The following is a 15,719-nucleotide window of genomic DNA, read 5'->3' as shown; positions in this document are numbered from 1 at the left end:
GTGATATTGTTTTGTACTATTCGATCCGTTTTCTAGCTTTCATTCTACTGTCGCTCTCTATCCATTTATTATTACTTCAGTTTGATGTTTTACAGCCTGGCTCAAAACTTGTTTCAGGTTTGTCTGAAGGGGTGAGTTTACTGGAGCGGTCGAACGTCAGTTTTCGCCAGATTGAAAAGGCACCGGATAAGTCCCCAAAAAAAAGCCATTTGGAGCAGAGAGAAGCAACGCTGTTGGATGAGGAAAACGCAAAACAGCTTCAACCGAAAGAGAAGCCAATAGCAGCCCCCGATTTAGAAGCTTCGGAGAGTGTGACCAAAGAGTCAGTAACGGAAAGCATTTCCCAGTCTTTATTGTTGTCCAGTGATGAGTTTTTGGATTCTGTCGAATTAGAACCTTTGGACTCGGTAGTAGGAGCTGCTAGTATTTCAGTAAGTAGTAGTTCCAAGGTCGTAGATGAATATATAAATCAAGAGAGTGTTTCGTCGAAAACTGACGTGCTTACTGGCAGCGAACAATTCGTTGGATACGCCGGAGAGTTGGAAGAAATTCCCGTTTTTGAGCCTGGAACAAAGAGCACCGGAGATGGTGGACATCAACAAATAGTAGAGCCTTTGTTTTTGCAGGCTTTGCCACGGTACGATATAAATCCTCCTCCGATTTACCCAGATATTGCCCGTCGTCGTGGCCAGCAGGGCAGGGTTGAGCTTAAAGTTCTGGTTGAAAAAGATGGCAGCGTCGGTAAGCTCAAAGTCGAAACTTCTTCCGGCTACAAAGCTCTCGATCGGGCGGCTCTCAGGGCCGTTAGGTTCTGGACGTTCAAGCCTGCTTTGGATTATGGCTTGCCGATCGAAAGCTGGGTCATTGTTCCTGTCGATTTTGTCCTTGATTGATGACTGAATCCCGCCTTATCTATTTCCATTGTGAAACTTAAGAGAAAATTCATTTTTCTAAATTAAAAACTATGAATTTTTAATCTGCGATGGTAAACTTCTACCGTTTTACGCATTTTGATTGTTAACAGCTGACGATTTGCTGGGAGATTATTTACATGGCTACAGATGGCATCAAGGTTCTTCTGGTTGATGATTCGCCGACAGTTCGTCGTTTGGGGGAGCTGATCCTTTCGCAACACGGTTACAGCGTCTATACCGCCGAGGACGGTGAACGAGGCCTGGAAATGGTCGAGAAAGTTCGCCCGTCGGTTATTCTGGTCGACTTCATTATGCCGAACATGAACGGCCACACCTTCTGCCGTAAGGTCCGTCAGGATGAAAAAATGAAGGATGTGCCGTTGATCCTTATTTCATCCAAAGGCGAGTCGGTCGGCGAGACCTTCGAAAAAGAGTTTGGTGTTCTTTACTATTTTTCAAAACCGTTCGAGCCGGACGACCTGATCAACAAGCTGGAAGAGGTCCTCAAGGATGTTGTCATCGAGGAGCCGGAAGCGCCTGCTGCCGCCACAGAAGGAGCTGCTGGTATGGCGTCCATTGCATCTATGCATGAGATGTTCGACAAGTTGCTGCGCCAGTACTTTCAGAAAGACTTTCCGCTGCTGATGCGCAATGTCATGACCGACATGCTGACTGAGGCGGGAGTGCTGAAAAAGGGTGGTGTGGTTTTTTCCGGTGACTTGACGGAAGTTCCCCTGCCGGATGTTATCAACTTTGTCTACAATTCTCGTCTGTCTGGCCGTCTGACGATATTTTCCGCAGATATTTTCGGCGAAGTTTTCCTTGAAGAAGGGATGTTCGTTTTTGCCTCCTGTAGCAAAAAAGGTGCTAAGCAGCCGTTTTTGACTGATATCATGCGGAAGCAGAAATTGCTCGATGCCGACGATGAAACCATCCAGCAGGTCGTTACCGAGGCACGTGATCGAGGCATACCGATTGGCCGGATGCTGGTCGAAAAAGAGTTGGTTAACGAAGAGCAGTTGATGGAAGCGCTACGCCTGCATGCGCAGGATGCTTTCGGCAGCATTCTTGGCGCTAAAAGCGGGAATTTTTTCCTTGAGCGTGATGATCTGCCGACCAACCTTCGGGATATGAAGGTCCGCGTGCCGCTGATCAACGTGCTGATGGAAGGCTTAAGTCACTTAGATGAGCGTCAACTCGCTGCGACAGAATTTAAAGATGAAAGCATGGTTCTGGTGCGTCTCATCACCAACGAGGATGCTCTCGATACGGTTAATCTCAAATCCCGTGAGCTGGATATTTTCGCCATGATCGACGGCCGCAAACCGTTATCCGAGATTATCGCCGCCAGTCAGCTTGATCCGCTGGAAACCAAGCGAATCTGTTATGCCCTGCGTAAGGTCGGACTGTTGCGGGTAAAAGGCGCTTAAGGAGTAGCCGATGGATGACTTGCGGCAGAAGCTGTTTCCTATCTTCCTGGGCGAAGCCGAAAGAAACCTGAATGCCCTGCGCCAGTTTCTCAGTTATCAAGATCTCGCGCAGGCCAGCAGCGATGAACTAGAGGCCGCCTTTCGTGCAGCGCACACATTGAAAGGCACGGCGGACCTGGTTAAAGCGGAATCGATCTGCAAAATTTCCCGCCGCCTTGAGGCTATGCTGGAAAGGCATTTTGAAGCGCGGACGGTGCCGACCCCTGTTGAGCACGAAGCGTTGAAACTGGCGGTCGATTGGGTTTCTCCTCTGGTTGCTGCGCTACAAGGCGATCTGCAGGAGCCGACTTTGTTTGTCAAAGAGGCACTGCAGGCGCTCGATCTGGCCGAAGCCTTTCCTGGCCGTACACCTCTGGTCGAGTTGATCGACAGTCAAGAAGAACGGCGTGCTCCGATGCTGGATGATCCTTTTGCGGATGACCCCAGCTTGTTGTCCGAAGAAGGCTCCGCAGCTGTTTCCGATCCTTTCGCGGATGACCCTGCTTTCGGCATGGAGCTCGACCTGGTTAACGGAGTAGCAGACAAGCAGGCAGACAACGCTGATGATCCGTTTGCCGAAGATGATGATTTTTCCGTTGCTGAAAACGCAAATGTGGAAGCTCAAGAGCTCAAGGCTGAAACTGAGCAAAATGTAGAATCCGCTGAACCTCTCCCTTTCGATCCATTTGCCGAAGACACATTAGGGCTGGATGTAGAAGATGCTCTCCCCGTTGTCCGCGAATCGGAGGAGCCGGTTTCGGAAGAGCCCGACGAAGAACCTTTGGCTGCCGATGAAGTTCCGGTTGATGAGTCTGTAGAGGGTCAGGCTGTTGCGATGGAGGATCCTTTCGCCGAAGATGATTTTGATCTCGGTGTCGACACTGCCTCTTTAGCATCTGAACCGGACAATGGGCCCGTTGCAGATCCGTTCGCTGAAGATGATGATTTCAGTGAATCGGTTGAGGATGCTGCTGAAACAGAAGAAGCAGAGGAAACAGCTGATCCTTTTTCTGCATCGCCTGAACAAGTCGCTGAACGCGCCGAGAAGATCGCCGAGTCCCTGCTGTTACCGGATCAGGAATCTGCCCCGCGTAAAGAGTACGTCTGCTGCGTCTTCAAAATAGGTGAGCGTGATTATCATTTGCCGATCAAGCAGATGAAAGAAATCACCGATCTGCCTCAGGTTCTGCCGTTGCCGTTGGCTCCGCCGATGGTCAGTGGTTTGATCAACCTGCGTGGCGAGGTCCTGCCGGTGATCAACCTGGCGATTTTGAACAACCATCAGCAGGCGGAAGTGCGTGTACAGCGTCGTCTGGTGGTTGCCGAGTATCTGGGAGAATCACTATCTTTCCTTGCAGACGGGGTTCCATATCTCGCTGAGGAATTCAACGGAGAGAAGATCGATATGGCAGACTTTCTTTCCCTCTATAAAGTGAGAGGGGTTGAATAATGAGCATTATTGATAGCGTCTTCGGATTCTTTGTTGAAGAGGCGGATGAGCATCTCGGGGTTCTCGAAAACGGTCTGTTGCAACTGGAAAAAGATCCTTCGCTTTCCGCGGAGCTGATTGAGCCACTGTTCCGTTCGGCCCACACGTTAAAAGGGTCGGCGAACCTGATGAATGTCACCGATGTCGGCTCCGTTGCCCACCGACTGGAAGACCTGCTGGAAGGTATCCGAGATGGTGAGCAGGCCCTGACCATCGGCCGCGTCAATGCCATGCTGTTTGCCCTCGACCAGATGCGCGAAATGATTCACATCCGCAAGGCGGGTGAAGACCCTGCGGATGAGCTGGTCACGGAAGCATTGTCGCGAATTGCATTGGCCGAGAGCGAGGCTGCTGCTTCTTCTGCTTCGGATGAAACAGAGGATGAGACCAGTGAGACGCTCGCAGAGTCAGAAGAGCTGGTTGAAACTGCCGAGCCTGATGCTCTGACCGACACCGAGCAGAAAGAGGCTGAGGTTGACGAGGAAGACGAGGCGAATACTTACGTAGGTTCAGAACGTCGTAAGCCGACTCGCCGAATGGACGAAAGTGGAGTTGTCCGTGTCGGCCTTGACCGTATCGAGTCGTTGATGGGGTTGGTCGGTGAGTTTACCGTAACCAAGAACCACTTGCTTGATCGTCTCCCAGTGCTGGAGCGGATGAAGGGGGAGGTCGAGTTTGCCGGTCAGCGTTTGCTGAAAGAGGTCACCGGTTTCGCCGAGCGCTACGACTACACCATGCCGGCGCAAAATGCCGTTGCTGGTGGGGATGACGCCTTCGACGAACTGGAGTTCGACCGTTATGACGAGCTGAACCTTTTCTCGCGCAAGCTGCGAGAGATTACAGAAGACATTGAAGAAGCGATGAAGGAAATGTCCGGCTTCTTCAACCTGTTCTCGCAGGATGTTTTCTCGCTCGATCGTATGACCGACGATATGAAAGAGCAGATTTCGGCCGCGCGGACGGTCCAAGCCGGCCAGCTCTTCCAACGTTTCAACCGCTCAATCCGCGACCTTGCCCAGGAAGCGGGCAAAGCTGTTGAGCTTTGTATTTCCGGTGGCGAAACGGCGATCGACCGGGTTGTTTATGATGGTCTGTTCGATCCGCTGTTGCACATTGTCCGCAACTCTTTTGCTCATGGTATCGAGTCAGAGGAAGAACGGCGGGCAGCAGGCAAGCCGGAGAAAGCAACTATCTGGTTGAAAGCCGAACGTCGCGGTAACACTGTTGAGGTTGTTATCGAAGATGATGGCCGCGGTATCGACCTTGAGCGGGTCCGTGCCCGCGGGATCGAGAAGGGGTTCATCGTAGAAGGAGACGATGTCTCCGAGCAGGACCTGATTCAGCTGATTTTCCGCCCAGGCTTCAGTACGAACGTTGAGACTGACAGTGTGTCCGGTCGTGGCGTCGGCATGAACGTTGTCATGGACCGCCTTTCCAGCCTGAACGGCACAATTGATGTCTGGACGAAAAAGGGTGAAGGCACCCGTTTCCGTCTTCGTCTGCCGTTGTCACTGGTTATCGTCAACGTTATTCAGTTCAGCTGTTGCGAGCAGCGTTTCGTTATTCCATCTGCACTGGTTGATGAAATTGTCGATCTGGAATATGAAGCCCGTGCAGAATCGGGCAAATATACAAATATTAAGCAGGTCGACATGGCGAAGCTGTTGAAATTGCCAGCCGATGACAGCAAACCGGGTTACGGCATTGTGACCCAGTCGGAAGGTACGCCGATCATGTTGCTGGTTGATGTCGTTATCGGCCAGGAAGATACCGTTATCAAGCCTTTCGGTTCATTCCTTGACGAGCTGCCGTACTTCTCCGGTTCCAGTCTCTCCGGTGACGGGACCATGCGACTTGTGGTCAATCCGGCGCGGATGAAGCATCAGCGGATCGAGGTGGCGGAAGTTTCAGTTGAACCAGTTGCCGCTGCCCCATCGACTCCACATGTACTGGTCGTTGACGATTCGCTGAGTGTCCGCAAGTTTGCCAGTTTGATGTTGAAAGCGAACGGTTTTTCTGTGATCACTGCTGTCAATGGTCAGGACGCGCTGGAGAAATTGGACGAGGGCGAGAATGTCTTCTCTATAATCACCGACCTTGAGATGCCAATCATGCATGGTTACGAGTTGCTGCGCGAACTGCAGAACCGTGGCATCGATATCCCGGTTGCTGTCCTGACATCCCGAGCTGGTGAGCAGCATCGCCAGGAAGCTCTTTCGCTTGGGGCATCTGACTATCTGGTCAAGCCGTTTGATGAAGAGGGGCTGATCGGAGTCGTGACACGCCATCAGGAAAAAGTCGGAGTGTAAACTCGGGCTCCGGAGAGTTAGGCTCTCCTCTGAAAATCAATACAAACGAAAAGAGGCGAACCAAAAACGGTTCGCCTCTTTTCGTTTCACTATGACTGCTGGAATCAGGCAGGCACCTCCGGGGAAATGCTTTCTTCCTCTTCTTCCGGATCGGCAAAGATCTGATCCATGACATCTGCCGGTATTTCTTTTTCCTGTGGCTCTGCAACGGTTTCGATCTCAGCCACTGCGTCGTAAGCCATTTCTTCTTCATCAGCGGAAAGACGGAACTGGCCAAGCGACTGCAGCAGGGACTCGGACACACCGTTGAGACCTTCTGAGATCTGCGAGGAGGTGGTGATCATCGCCGAAGTGCTGGCGGTAATTTCCGACATCTTGTGGATAGTGGCAACCATGTCGTCGGAAATTCGCTGCTGCTCCTGCGACAGGTTGGTGATCTCGGTAACGACCTGCTTCGATTCGGTGGTCGCCTGGTTGATAGCCGCCAGAGCTTCACCGGTGTCTTGGGCAATCTTGGTTTGCTCCTCAACAGTCGTGGTCTCTTCTTCCAGTGCCAGGGTGACTTCGTTTGCCTCAGACTGGATTGCTTTGATGATGCCGCCGATCTGGCGGGTTGCTTCCGAGGCCTCGTCTGCAAGGCGCTTAATCTCATCTGAAATAACCAGGAAGCCGCGACCCTGCTCACCCGCACGTGATGCCTCGATCGAGGCGTTCATCGCCAGGATGGTGGTTCGGGTTGCAACGTCGGAGATAAGCTGGGAGATGGTGCCGATTTCCAGCAGGCGTTCCGAGAGCGACTTCATCTTCTTGTTGATGACCTGCACCGTCACCCGGATCAGCTGCATACCTTCGATATTTCTGTTAACCCGCTCGTTACCAAGGTTGGTTGCTTCTTCCACGCTCGTCGCGGCTTGCTGGGCGAGGGAGGTTTTTTGCGCGATTTGTTTGGCCGAACCAGCTGTTTCTTCTGCTGCGTCGATTGCGCTGGAAACGTGCTGCAACTGGTTGTCAGCACCGTCCTTCATGTTTTGGAAAATCTCAAGCAGGTGCCGCGATTCTTCACCAACTTCTTCCGCGTTGATGGTGGTGTCGGTCAGCAGGGCAGCGAGACTTTCAATCATCAGGTTGTAGGAGTCTGCGATGGTGCCGAAGGCATCCTCAGTAACCGGTGCGCGCAGGGTCAGATCACCTTCCGACGCTTCGGAAACAACCTCGAGGAAGTTAATGACGTTCTCTTCCGATGCCTGCCGCTCTTCGTCCGAACGGACAAAAGATTTGACGCTGTCGAGTGACTGGTTGAATGTTTTGGCGATTTCCGCAAATTCATCCTTTGAGGTGACCGGGATTTCTTTTAGGTTGCCTTGCTTAATATTTTCCAGTCCGCCCATAAGGATATTGAGTTGTGAACTGATACGACGGGAGACGAATATTCCGGCAATGACAGCCAGGACAAGAATGCCGACAGCGACACCGATTAAAATGTTCTGGATATTTTTTTCGAACGCTGCGGATGCTTCCTGTTGGGCGTCTAAGGCCTGGTTGATGTGTCTACGCATTTCCGCGACACTGCTGGTGAGTTCGTTGAGGCCTTTTTGATAAACTGCGTACTGGGCGTCAACCTGCAGGGCTGATTTGCCATCCAATAACTCTTTTGATAGCCCGCGCAGTCCATTCATCATGCCGTTAAAGGAGAGGCGGATGTTGTTGCTTAGTTGGTTGCGCTTTTCCATTGTAGAAAACTGGTTGGAGCCGCCTGCAGAAAAATCTTTCAGCAGACCACCAATATTATTGTAGGTCGCCAGCATCTGCTGGTGATAGCTGATCTGCTTTTCTTTATACTCTTTTTTCTTACCGAGGCTGGAATAGAAGAGGAACTCTTTTTCAAACAGGCGTGCCTTGGCAATAAGAGAATCGATGGAGTATGTTGTCTCGAGAGCCGGAACCAGTTGCGGTTTATGCTCGTCCATTTTCATATTGAGCAGGTAAAACGTTGCTGCGCCGACACTGAGTGCAACTAAAATCAGAAGCAGCACCATTGCCAACAGCTTGGTTCTGATTTTCAGTCCTTGGGTTTTGATTGCCATAGAGTTCTCCCACGGGGTTTGCTGATTGATAAGATTTTTCCAATAATAGTAGTCTGTCATGAAAATTTCAACATTTATTAATGCTTTTAATGTTTATTTCTTAAAAATATGGTTCAGGCGAAAGTGAGAACTGTAAATGTCCTCTCAGGAACTGGTAGATTTGGTAAATGATGATGATCAGATCGTTGGCCGTGCGATACGTTCAGACTGCCATGGCAACCCGGATCTGATCCATCGGTCGGTTCATGTGCTGCTATTCAACAGTAAGCTTCAGCTGCTTCTGCAGAAACGTTCGGCCAGTAAAGATATTCAACCTGGCAAATGGGATAGCAGTGTTGGAGGGCATCTCGAGCTGGGTGAAGATTACTTAACGGCAGCCAAGCGGGAAATGCATGAGGAGCTTGGAGTTACCGGTATTGCCTTGACTGGCCTTTATGCATCGAAAATTCGAAATGAAATAGAATCTGAAAATATTTATACATACCTGGCGATATACGATGGTGAAATAGAGTTTGCAGTAGACGAGATTGATGAGGTGCGTTTCTGGTGTGCCGATGAGATTGAACTGGCGCTTGGACATGGCTGCTTTACACCTAACTTTGAAGAAGAGTGGCAAATGTTCAGCGACTGGTCACGCAAGTACCAGGCTGATTCTGGAGAAAGAGCGCTTTGTGCAGGCGACAGCTTCCCAGATTTGTTTCGCTCTCTGCGGGGGACAGATGAGGCTTAAAACAGAGGGTATCCGCACATGAGATTCAACCTGACTTTTTGTTTGCAAAACTTTCCCCGGCATGCTAGAAACGCAGCCTGTCATCGGCGGTCAGCGCCAAAAGGCGCGGCTCTGACGGCGTTTGCGCGCCAGTAGCTCAGCTGGATAGAGCAACGGCCTTCTAAGCCGTGGGTCGGGGGTTCGAGTCCTCCCTGGCGTGCCATTTTTTGGATTGACAAGAAAAAGTCGTTTCCGTAATATGTCCGAGCTTTTCATGGTGGGTGTAGCTCAGTTGGTAGAGCACCAGGTTGTGGCCCTGGTTGTCGAGGGTTCAATCCCCTTCACTCACCCCATTTAACGTCATTGCTCACCTTCCGCACTCAGTGAGCCCGTCAGCTTGATCGGGTGGGTATGGAAGGTGAGCATTGTTAATTTAAGCACAAAAATGCGAGTGTGGCGGAATTGGTAGACGCGCTGGATTTAGGATCCAGTGTCTTATGGCGTGGGAGTTCGAGTCTCCCCACTCGCACCATATATAAGTAATGGTCAGTAGATATTTGCCATTTGAATATATGTTCTGATTGCCCGTCGGGCAAAAAAATCCAATTTGGGAAGGAAAGAATTATGAGTGTCACTGTTGAACAGGTGAGTAGCATCAAAAAGAAGCTGGTCATCGAAGTTGCTGCTGATGTCGTCGCTGCAGAGTTGGAAAATGGTTTTAAGAAAGCTGCAAAAAACGCCAACATCAAAGGTTTTCGTAAAGGCAAGGTGCCTCGTGCTATGCTGGAGCAGCACTACGGCGACCGCGTAAAGTATGAGGCCATCAACTCCCTGATCAATAACACCCTCTATAAGTCAATGGTCGATAACAAGGTTGAGGCGGTTTCTCAGCCAGAAATTACTGAGACCGGCGAGATCGAAAAAGATCAGTCTTTTACCTATTCGGCCGAAGTTGAGGTCCGCCCCGAAATTCAAGCCAAGGACTACACCGGTCTGGAGCTGGAGAAAGAGATCCTGAATTTTGATGACGCTGTTGTTGATCAACAGATAGAGCAAATGGCTTCTTCTAAGGTGCAGTTGGCTGTGACCAAGCGCAAGAAGGCGCGTGAAGGTGATACCGTTATCATCGATTTCGAAGGGTTTATCGACGATACCCCGTTCGAAAATGGCGCTGCCAAGGACTACCAGCTTGAGCTCGGTTCGAACAGCTTCATTCCCGGTTTTGAAGACCAGGTTGTCGGTATGAAGCGGGAAGAAGAAAAAGAAATAAATGTCAATTTCCCGGAAAGCTATGGCGCTAAAGAACTGGCCGGCAAACCTGCCATGTTTAAAGTTCTGGTCAAGGAGATCAAGGAGAAGGTTGAGCCTAAGATCAACGATGATCTTGCGAAAGAGTTTGGTTCTGAGAACCTGGCCGAGTTGAAAGAAACTGTCCGCGACAACGCCATGAAGCAGGAAGAAGGACGCATCAAGGCTCAACTGCAGGAAAACCTGATGAACGCGCTGGTTGAGAAGAATGAGTTCGAAATCCCAGAAGGCATGGTGAAGAATCAGTTGATGCATTTGAAAGATAGCTTCTCGCAGCGTCTTAAAGCACAGGGCATGAGCCTGGAAATGCTCGGCATGAATGACGAGAGCTTCGCGACGACTTACCGTGAGATGGCAGTTCAGCAGGTCAAGGGCGAGTTGATTCTTGATTCGATTGCAGAACAGGAAAAGATCGAATTGGAAGAGAGCGCGGTTGAGGAAAAGATGCAGGCGTTCGCTGACGAAAGCAACGCACCGCTGGAAGAAGTGAAGAAATACTTCGAAAATGCATCTGCGTTGGCAGGCCTCAAAGGTCAGATGTTGAATGAAAAAGTTATCGAGTTCCTGCTTGAGTCGGCAACCGTGACTGAGGTTGAGCCGAAACAACCGGAAGAAGAGCAGGAAGAAACCGTTGAGGAGGAATCCTGATTATGAGTTTGGTCCCGATGGTGGTAGAGGACTCCGGCCGTGGTGAACGCGCATATGATATTTATTCGCGTCTGCTGAAAGATCGGATTATTTTTCTCGGGGGCGCCATCGAAGATCATATGGCGAACCTGATCATTGCCCAACTTCTGTTCCTGGAGTCTGAAGATCCGGATCGCGACATTCATCTGTATATCAACTCTCCCGGCGGTGTCGTCACTGCCGGGATGGCGATTTACGATACCATGCAGTATCTGAAAGCGCCGGTGTCGACTATTTGTGTTGGTCAGGCCGCAAGCATGGGGGCCGTGTTGCTGGCCGCAGGTGAGGCCGGTAAGCGTTACGCGCTGCCCCATGCCCGCATCATGATCCATCAGCCTCTTGGTGGTTTTCAAGGACAGGCAACTGATATCAACATCCACGCCCAGGAAATCCTGCGCATGCGTGAGTCCTTGAACGGGCTTCTGGCAAAGCACTGTGGTCAGGATATTGAGAAAATTGCTGCCGACACGGAACGTGATTTTTTCATGGATAGCGAAAGCGCATGCAATTATGGTATTATCGACTCCATTGTTGACAGGAAAGAAGACTAACGGACAGTGTAGAGGAGTTAATACGTGAGCTCAAAAGATGAAAATGGGCACTTGACCTGTTCTTTCTGCGGAAAGTCGCAAGACGAAGTCAAAAAGCTGATTGCTGGCCCCACCGTTTATATCTGTGACGAATGTATCGAGCTGTGTAACGATATCATTGATGAAGAAGCTCGTCTGGACGATGCTTCGACCGATCAGGATCGTAAACTACCAAAGCCGGCAGAAATTCGCGATATTCTCGATGAGTATGTGGTTGGTCAGGACCGGGCAAAAAAGGTTCTCTCCGTTGCCGTCTACAACCACTACAAACGGGTTGAGTTTTCTGAAAAAAACGACGATATCGAAATCCAGAAAAGTAACATCCTGCTGCTCGGCCCGACCGGTAGCGGTAAAACCTTGCTGGCGCAGACATTGGCCAAGGTGCTGGATGTTCCATTCGCTATCGCTGATGCGACCAACCTGACTGAGGCCGGTTATGTTGGTGAGGATGTCGAGAACATCATCCTCAGCCTGCTCCAAGCTGCTGACTACGATCTGGAAAAAGCCCAGCGCGGTATCATCTATATCGATGAAGTTGATAAAATCGCCCGTAAGTCTGAGTCACCGTCGATTACCCGTGACGTATCGGGTGAGGGTGTTCAGCAGGCGCTGTTGAAGATTATCGAAGGGACGACCGCCAGTGTACCGCCGAAAGGTGGGCGCAAGCATCCGCAGCAGGAATTCCTCAAGGTCGATACCACCAATATCCTGTTTATCTGTGGCGGTGCGTTCTCCGGCTTGGAGAAGGTGATCAGCAAGCGTAGCGGGTCCAAGGTGATGGGCTTCGGCGCTGAGGTTCGATCGATCAAAGAAGAGAGCCTTGGTGATCTGCTGATTCAAGTGCAGCCGGGCGATTTGCTTAAATATGGACTGATCCCTGAGTTTGTTGGTCGTCTGCCGGTCGTCGCCACGCTGAGTGAGTTGGACGAAGAAGCCCTCATTCAGATTCTGCGCGAGCCGAAAAACGCCCTCATCAAGCAATACCAGCGGCTGTTCGAGATGGAACGTGTTAACCTGAAGTTCACCGATGGCGCTCTGGTTGCTATCGCCAAGGAAGCGCTTGAGCGCAAGACCGGCGCTCGTGGCCTGCGTTCGATCCTCGAAAACGCGATGCTTGATGTCATGTACGACATTCCGTCACAGGATCGGGTTAAGGAAGTCGTGCTCAACGAGGAAGTCATTACCAAGGGCAGTAAACCGATTATTCTTTACGATGTTGCTGAGAGCGCCTGAGTCTCAGCATAATTGATATATTTCACCAGTAAGGAGCGTGGAATCGTCGTTTGGCGCCGCGCTCCTTTTTCATTTCCGGGGTAAATCGATGTCACAGTTTGTCGATGAAAATATGCCGACCGGCCCTGTTATTCTGCCGGTTTTGCCGTTACGCGATATTGTTGTCTTTCCCTACATGGTCGCACCGCTGTTCGTCGGGCGACCGCAGTCGATCGGAGCACTCGAGAAAGCCACCGACAGCGATAAGTATATTTTTCTGGTCAGTCAAAAAGACCCGAAAGTTGATAATCCTGCAGAGAGTGATCTCTATTCGGTTGGAACCATCGGCAAAGTGACGCAACTGCTTAAACTGCCGGATGGAACTGTCAAGGTGCTGGTCGAAGGCTGCTGGCGCGCTGGTATCCTCGACTTCTATTCGACCGAAGAAATGCTCCAGGCTGAGGTGTCCCCGCAGGAAGAAGCTCTTGAAGAGACTGCGGAAGTCGCAGCGTTGATGCGTGCTATAAAGACGACGTTCGAGTCCTACGTCTCCTTGAGTAAAAAGCTTTCACCCGAAGTTAGCAATAGTGTCGCCGGTATTGATCAGGCCACTCGTCTGGCTGATACCGTTGTTGGCCATCTGCAAGTCCCGCTTGCTGACAAACAGGATATTCTTGAACTGCTCGATCCGATGCTGCGGCTGGAACAGATTCTTGCGCTGTTGGAACAGGAAATCGAAATCCTGCAGATCGAGGGGCGCATCCGCAGTCGCGTCAAAAGCCAGATGGAGCGCAGCCAGAAAGAATATTATCTGAACGAGCAGATGCGGGCTATCCAGAAGGAACTTGGCGAGAAAGACGAGTTCAAGCAGGAAATCCTGCATTTTGAAGAGCAGATTAAAAAGAAAAAAATGTCCAAGGAGGCAACGGACAAAGCTCGGGCAGAGTTGCGCAAGCTGAAGATGATGTCGCCGATGTCGGCAGAAGCCACGGTCGTTCGCAACTATATCGAGTGGCTACTTTCACTGCCGTGGAAAAAAGGCACCAAGGATTGCCACGACCTCGTCAAAGCTGAAGAGATTCTTGAAGCTGATCACTATGGCTTGGAAAAGGTCAAGGAGCGGGTGCTTGAATATTTGGCGGTGCAGGCGTTGGTCAAGCAGATCAAAGGCCCAATCCTCTGTCTGGTTGGCCCTCCGGGAGTCGGCAAAACCTCGCTCGGACAATCGATTGCCAAAGCGCTGAACCGTAAATTTATTCGAATGTCCCTTGGTGGTGTACGTGATGAGGCAGAGATTCGCGGCCATCGCCGAACATACATTGGTGCCATGCCTGGCAAGATCATTCAGGGGCTGAAAAAATCCGGGGTAAAAAATCCGGTCTTTATGCTCGATGAAATCGACAAGATGAGCACCGATTTTCGCGGCGATCCTTCTTCGGCTCTGCTGGAAGTTCTTGACCCGGAACAGAACAACAGCTTCGTCGATCATTTTCTCGATGTCGATTACGACCTGTCGCAGGTTCTGTTTGTCGCGACTGCCAACAACCTGCAGACGATTCCACGTCCACTGCATGATCGACTTGAGGTGATTCGGGTCGAAGGCTATTCAGAAGAAGAAAAGCTGCACATTGCACGTCGCTACCTGCTGAAAAAGCAGAGTACTGCCCACGGACTGGCAGAAGAACAGGCTAAATTTTCCGATCGTGCCCTGTACGAGATTATCCGGCGCTACACCCGTGAATCTGGTGTCCGCAGTCTCGATCGTAATATCGCGTCGGTTATGCGGAAACTTGCCAAGCGTGCGTTGCTCGAAGGAAAGGAAAAGAGTTTCTCGATTGGAGAAAGTCAAATCAAGAAATATCTTGGTGTTCCGCAGTACCAATATGGTGTCAGAGAAGAAGAAGATCAGGTCGGTATGGCGACAGGCCTGGCCTGGACGGAGACAGGTGGTGAACTGCTGGTCATAGAAGTTACTGTGCTTCCTGGTAATGGAAAACTGACCATTACGGGTAAGCTGGGTGAAGTGATGCAGGAATCTGCTCAGGCTGCGATGAGCTATGTCCGCTCCCGTTGGAAAGAACTTGATTTAAAGGAAGAGTTTTACTCTAAGCTCGATATTCATATTCACGTTCCGGAAGGGGCAGTCCCCAAAGATGGCCCATCCGCCGGCATTACGATGGCGACAGCACTGGCATCAGCATTGACCGGTCGCCCGGTGCGTAAAGACTTGGCAATGACTGGTGAAGTCACCCTGCGTGGCCGGGTTTTGATGATCGGTGGTCTGAAGGAAAAGCTGCTGGCTGCGCGTCGTGGTGGGATAAAGAAAATTTTAATTCCTGCTGACAATGAGAAATATCTGGTGGAGCTACCTGCGCAATTGACACGGTCTGTTGAAGTGGTAAAAGTCTCTCATATGGATCAGGTTTTGGCTGAAGCAATCACTGGAATGAAGGTCGAAAAATGAGAATTAATGAGCTTGCTGATTCGCCGGAAAATCGCATAAAACCTGCAAAAGCGGGGAAAAATAGCTTGACAGTTTTTTCGCAAACCTGATATATCATATCGAGTTTTCACGAGGTTAAAATTATTTCTAAAACTATTATACGGAGGTGTGCTGTGACAAAAGCTGATCTGGTCAATGCAATGGCAGAAAAAGCAGGCTTGAGCAAAACTGATGCTGAGGGCGCTCTGAAAGCTTTCACTGAAGCTGTAACTGATGCTCTGAAAGCTGGTGAGAAAGTCGCTCTGGTTGGATTCGGTACTTTCAGTGTTGGTCAGCGTGCTGCCCGCACCGGCCAGAACCCGCAAACTGGCGCCAAGATTGAGATTGCTGCCGCGAACGTTCCTAAGTTCAAGGCTGGCAAGGCTCTGAAGGACGCTGTCAACTAAACGGCAAACTTCATAAGAATAAAAAGAGGTAAGCACTTCCGGTGTTTACCTCTTTTTTG

The 15,719-nt window shown here is 50.5% G+C and carries 11 protein-coding genes and 3 tRNA genes; 13 read left to right on the top strand and 1 reads right to left on the bottom strand.

The window, feature by feature from the left end:
* The first annotated feature begins 11 nt into the window (after positions 1–11).
* From BUB13_RS00800 to BUB13_RS00785, 4 genes are all read left to right on the top strand, one after another.
* Entirely contained in the window at positions 12–893 is an 882-nt protein-coding gene (locus BUB13_RS00800; RefSeq protein ID WP_072904846.1) for an energy transducer TonB, read from the top strand.
* Between the two features lie 158 nt (positions 894–1,051).
* Complete coding sequence (locus tag BUB13_RS00795) at positions 1,052–2,344, top strand: response regulator (RefSeq protein WP_072904845.1); 1,293 nt, start codon at positions 1,052–1,054, stop codon at positions 2,342–2,344.
* 10 nt (positions 2,345–2,354) lie between these two features.
* Positions 2,355–3,833 carry a chemotaxis protein CheW gene (locus tag BUB13_RS00790; protein ID WP_072904844.1) on the top strand — a complete coding sequence of 493 codons (1,479 nt, stop codon included), beginning with the start codon at positions 2,355–2,357 and terminating at the stop codon, positions 3,831–3,833.
* Positions 3,833–6,181 (top strand): hybrid sensor histidine kinase/response regulator, encoded by a 2,349-nt coding sequence (locus BUB13_RS00785; RefSeq protein ID WP_072904843.1) that lies wholly within the window; start codon positions 3,833–3,835, stop codon positions 6,179–6,181. Before BUB13_RS00790 ends, BUB13_RS00785 begins: the two co-directional genes overlap by 1 nt.
* A 104-nt stretch (positions 6,182–6,285) precedes the next feature.
* On the opposite strand, the gene BUB13_RS00780 is transcribed toward BUB13_RS00785, so the two are convergent.
* Positions 6,286–8,265, bottom strand: coding sequence for a methyl-accepting chemotaxis protein (locus tag BUB13_RS00780; protein ID WP_072904842.1), 1,980 nt, complete (start codon positions 8,263–8,265; stop codon positions 6,286–6,288).
* A 136-nt stretch (positions 8,266–8,401) separates the two neighbouring features.
* Between BUB13_RS00780 and BUB13_RS00775 the strand changes: the two genes are divergently transcribed.
* From BUB13_RS00775 to BUB13_RS00735, 9 genes are all read left to right on the top strand, one after another.
* A complete protein-coding gene (locus tag BUB13_RS00775) occupies positions 8,402–8,995 on the top strand; it encodes an NUDIX hydrolase (RefSeq protein ID WP_072904841.1) in 594 nt (197 codons plus the stop codon).
* A gap of 125 nt (positions 8,996–9,120) precedes the next feature.
* Positions 9,121–9,197: transfer RNA gene (locus BUB13_RS00770), tRNA-Arg, on the top strand.
* 54 nt (positions 9,198–9,251) lie between these two features.
* Positions 9,252–9,327, top strand: a tRNA-His gene (locus BUB13_RS00765).
* Between the two features lie 94 nt (positions 9,328–9,421).
* Positions 9,422–9,506 (top strand) — tRNA-Leu (locus BUB13_RS00760).
* Between the two features lie 92 nt (positions 9,507–9,598).
* A complete protein-coding gene (tig, locus tag BUB13_RS00755) occupies positions 9,599–10,930 on the top strand; it encodes a trigger factor (protein WP_072904840.1) in 1,332 nt (443 codons plus the stop codon).
* Positions 10,931–10,932: 2 nt separating this feature from the next.
* Positions 10,933–11,520, top strand: a complete 588-nt coding sequence (gene clpP / locus BUB13_RS00750) for an ATP-dependent Clp endopeptidase proteolytic subunit ClpP (RefSeq protein ID WP_072904839.1) — start codon at positions 10,933–10,935, stop codon at positions 11,518–11,520.
* Positions 11,521–11,544: 24 nt separating this feature from the next.
* Entirely contained in the window at positions 11,545–12,792 is a 1,248-nt protein-coding gene (gene clpX, locus BUB13_RS00745; protein ID WP_072904838.1) for an ATP-dependent Clp protease ATP-binding subunit ClpX, read from the top strand.
* An 88-nt stretch (positions 12,793–12,880) separates the two neighbouring features.
* Entirely contained in the window at positions 12,881–15,235 is a 2,355-nt protein-coding gene (lon, locus tag BUB13_RS00740) for an endopeptidase La (protein ID WP_072904837.1), read from the top strand.
* Positions 15,236–15,372: 137 nt separating this feature from the next.
* Positions 15,373–15,660 (top strand): HU family DNA-binding protein, encoded by a 288-nt coding sequence (locus tag BUB13_RS00735; RefSeq protein WP_279625953.1) that lies wholly within the window; start codon positions 15,373–15,375, stop codon positions 15,658–15,660.
* Positions 15,661–15,719 lie beyond the last annotated feature (59 nt).

The organism is Malonomonas rubra DSM 5091, assembly GCF_900142125.1.
Classification (GTDB): Bacteria; Desulfobacterota; Desulfuromonadia; order Desulfuromonadales; family Geopsychrobacteraceae; genus Malonomonas; species Malonomonas rubra.
The sequence above is the reverse complement of the archived record's forward strand: the minus strand, read 5'-3'. Positions and strand labels throughout refer to the sequence as shown.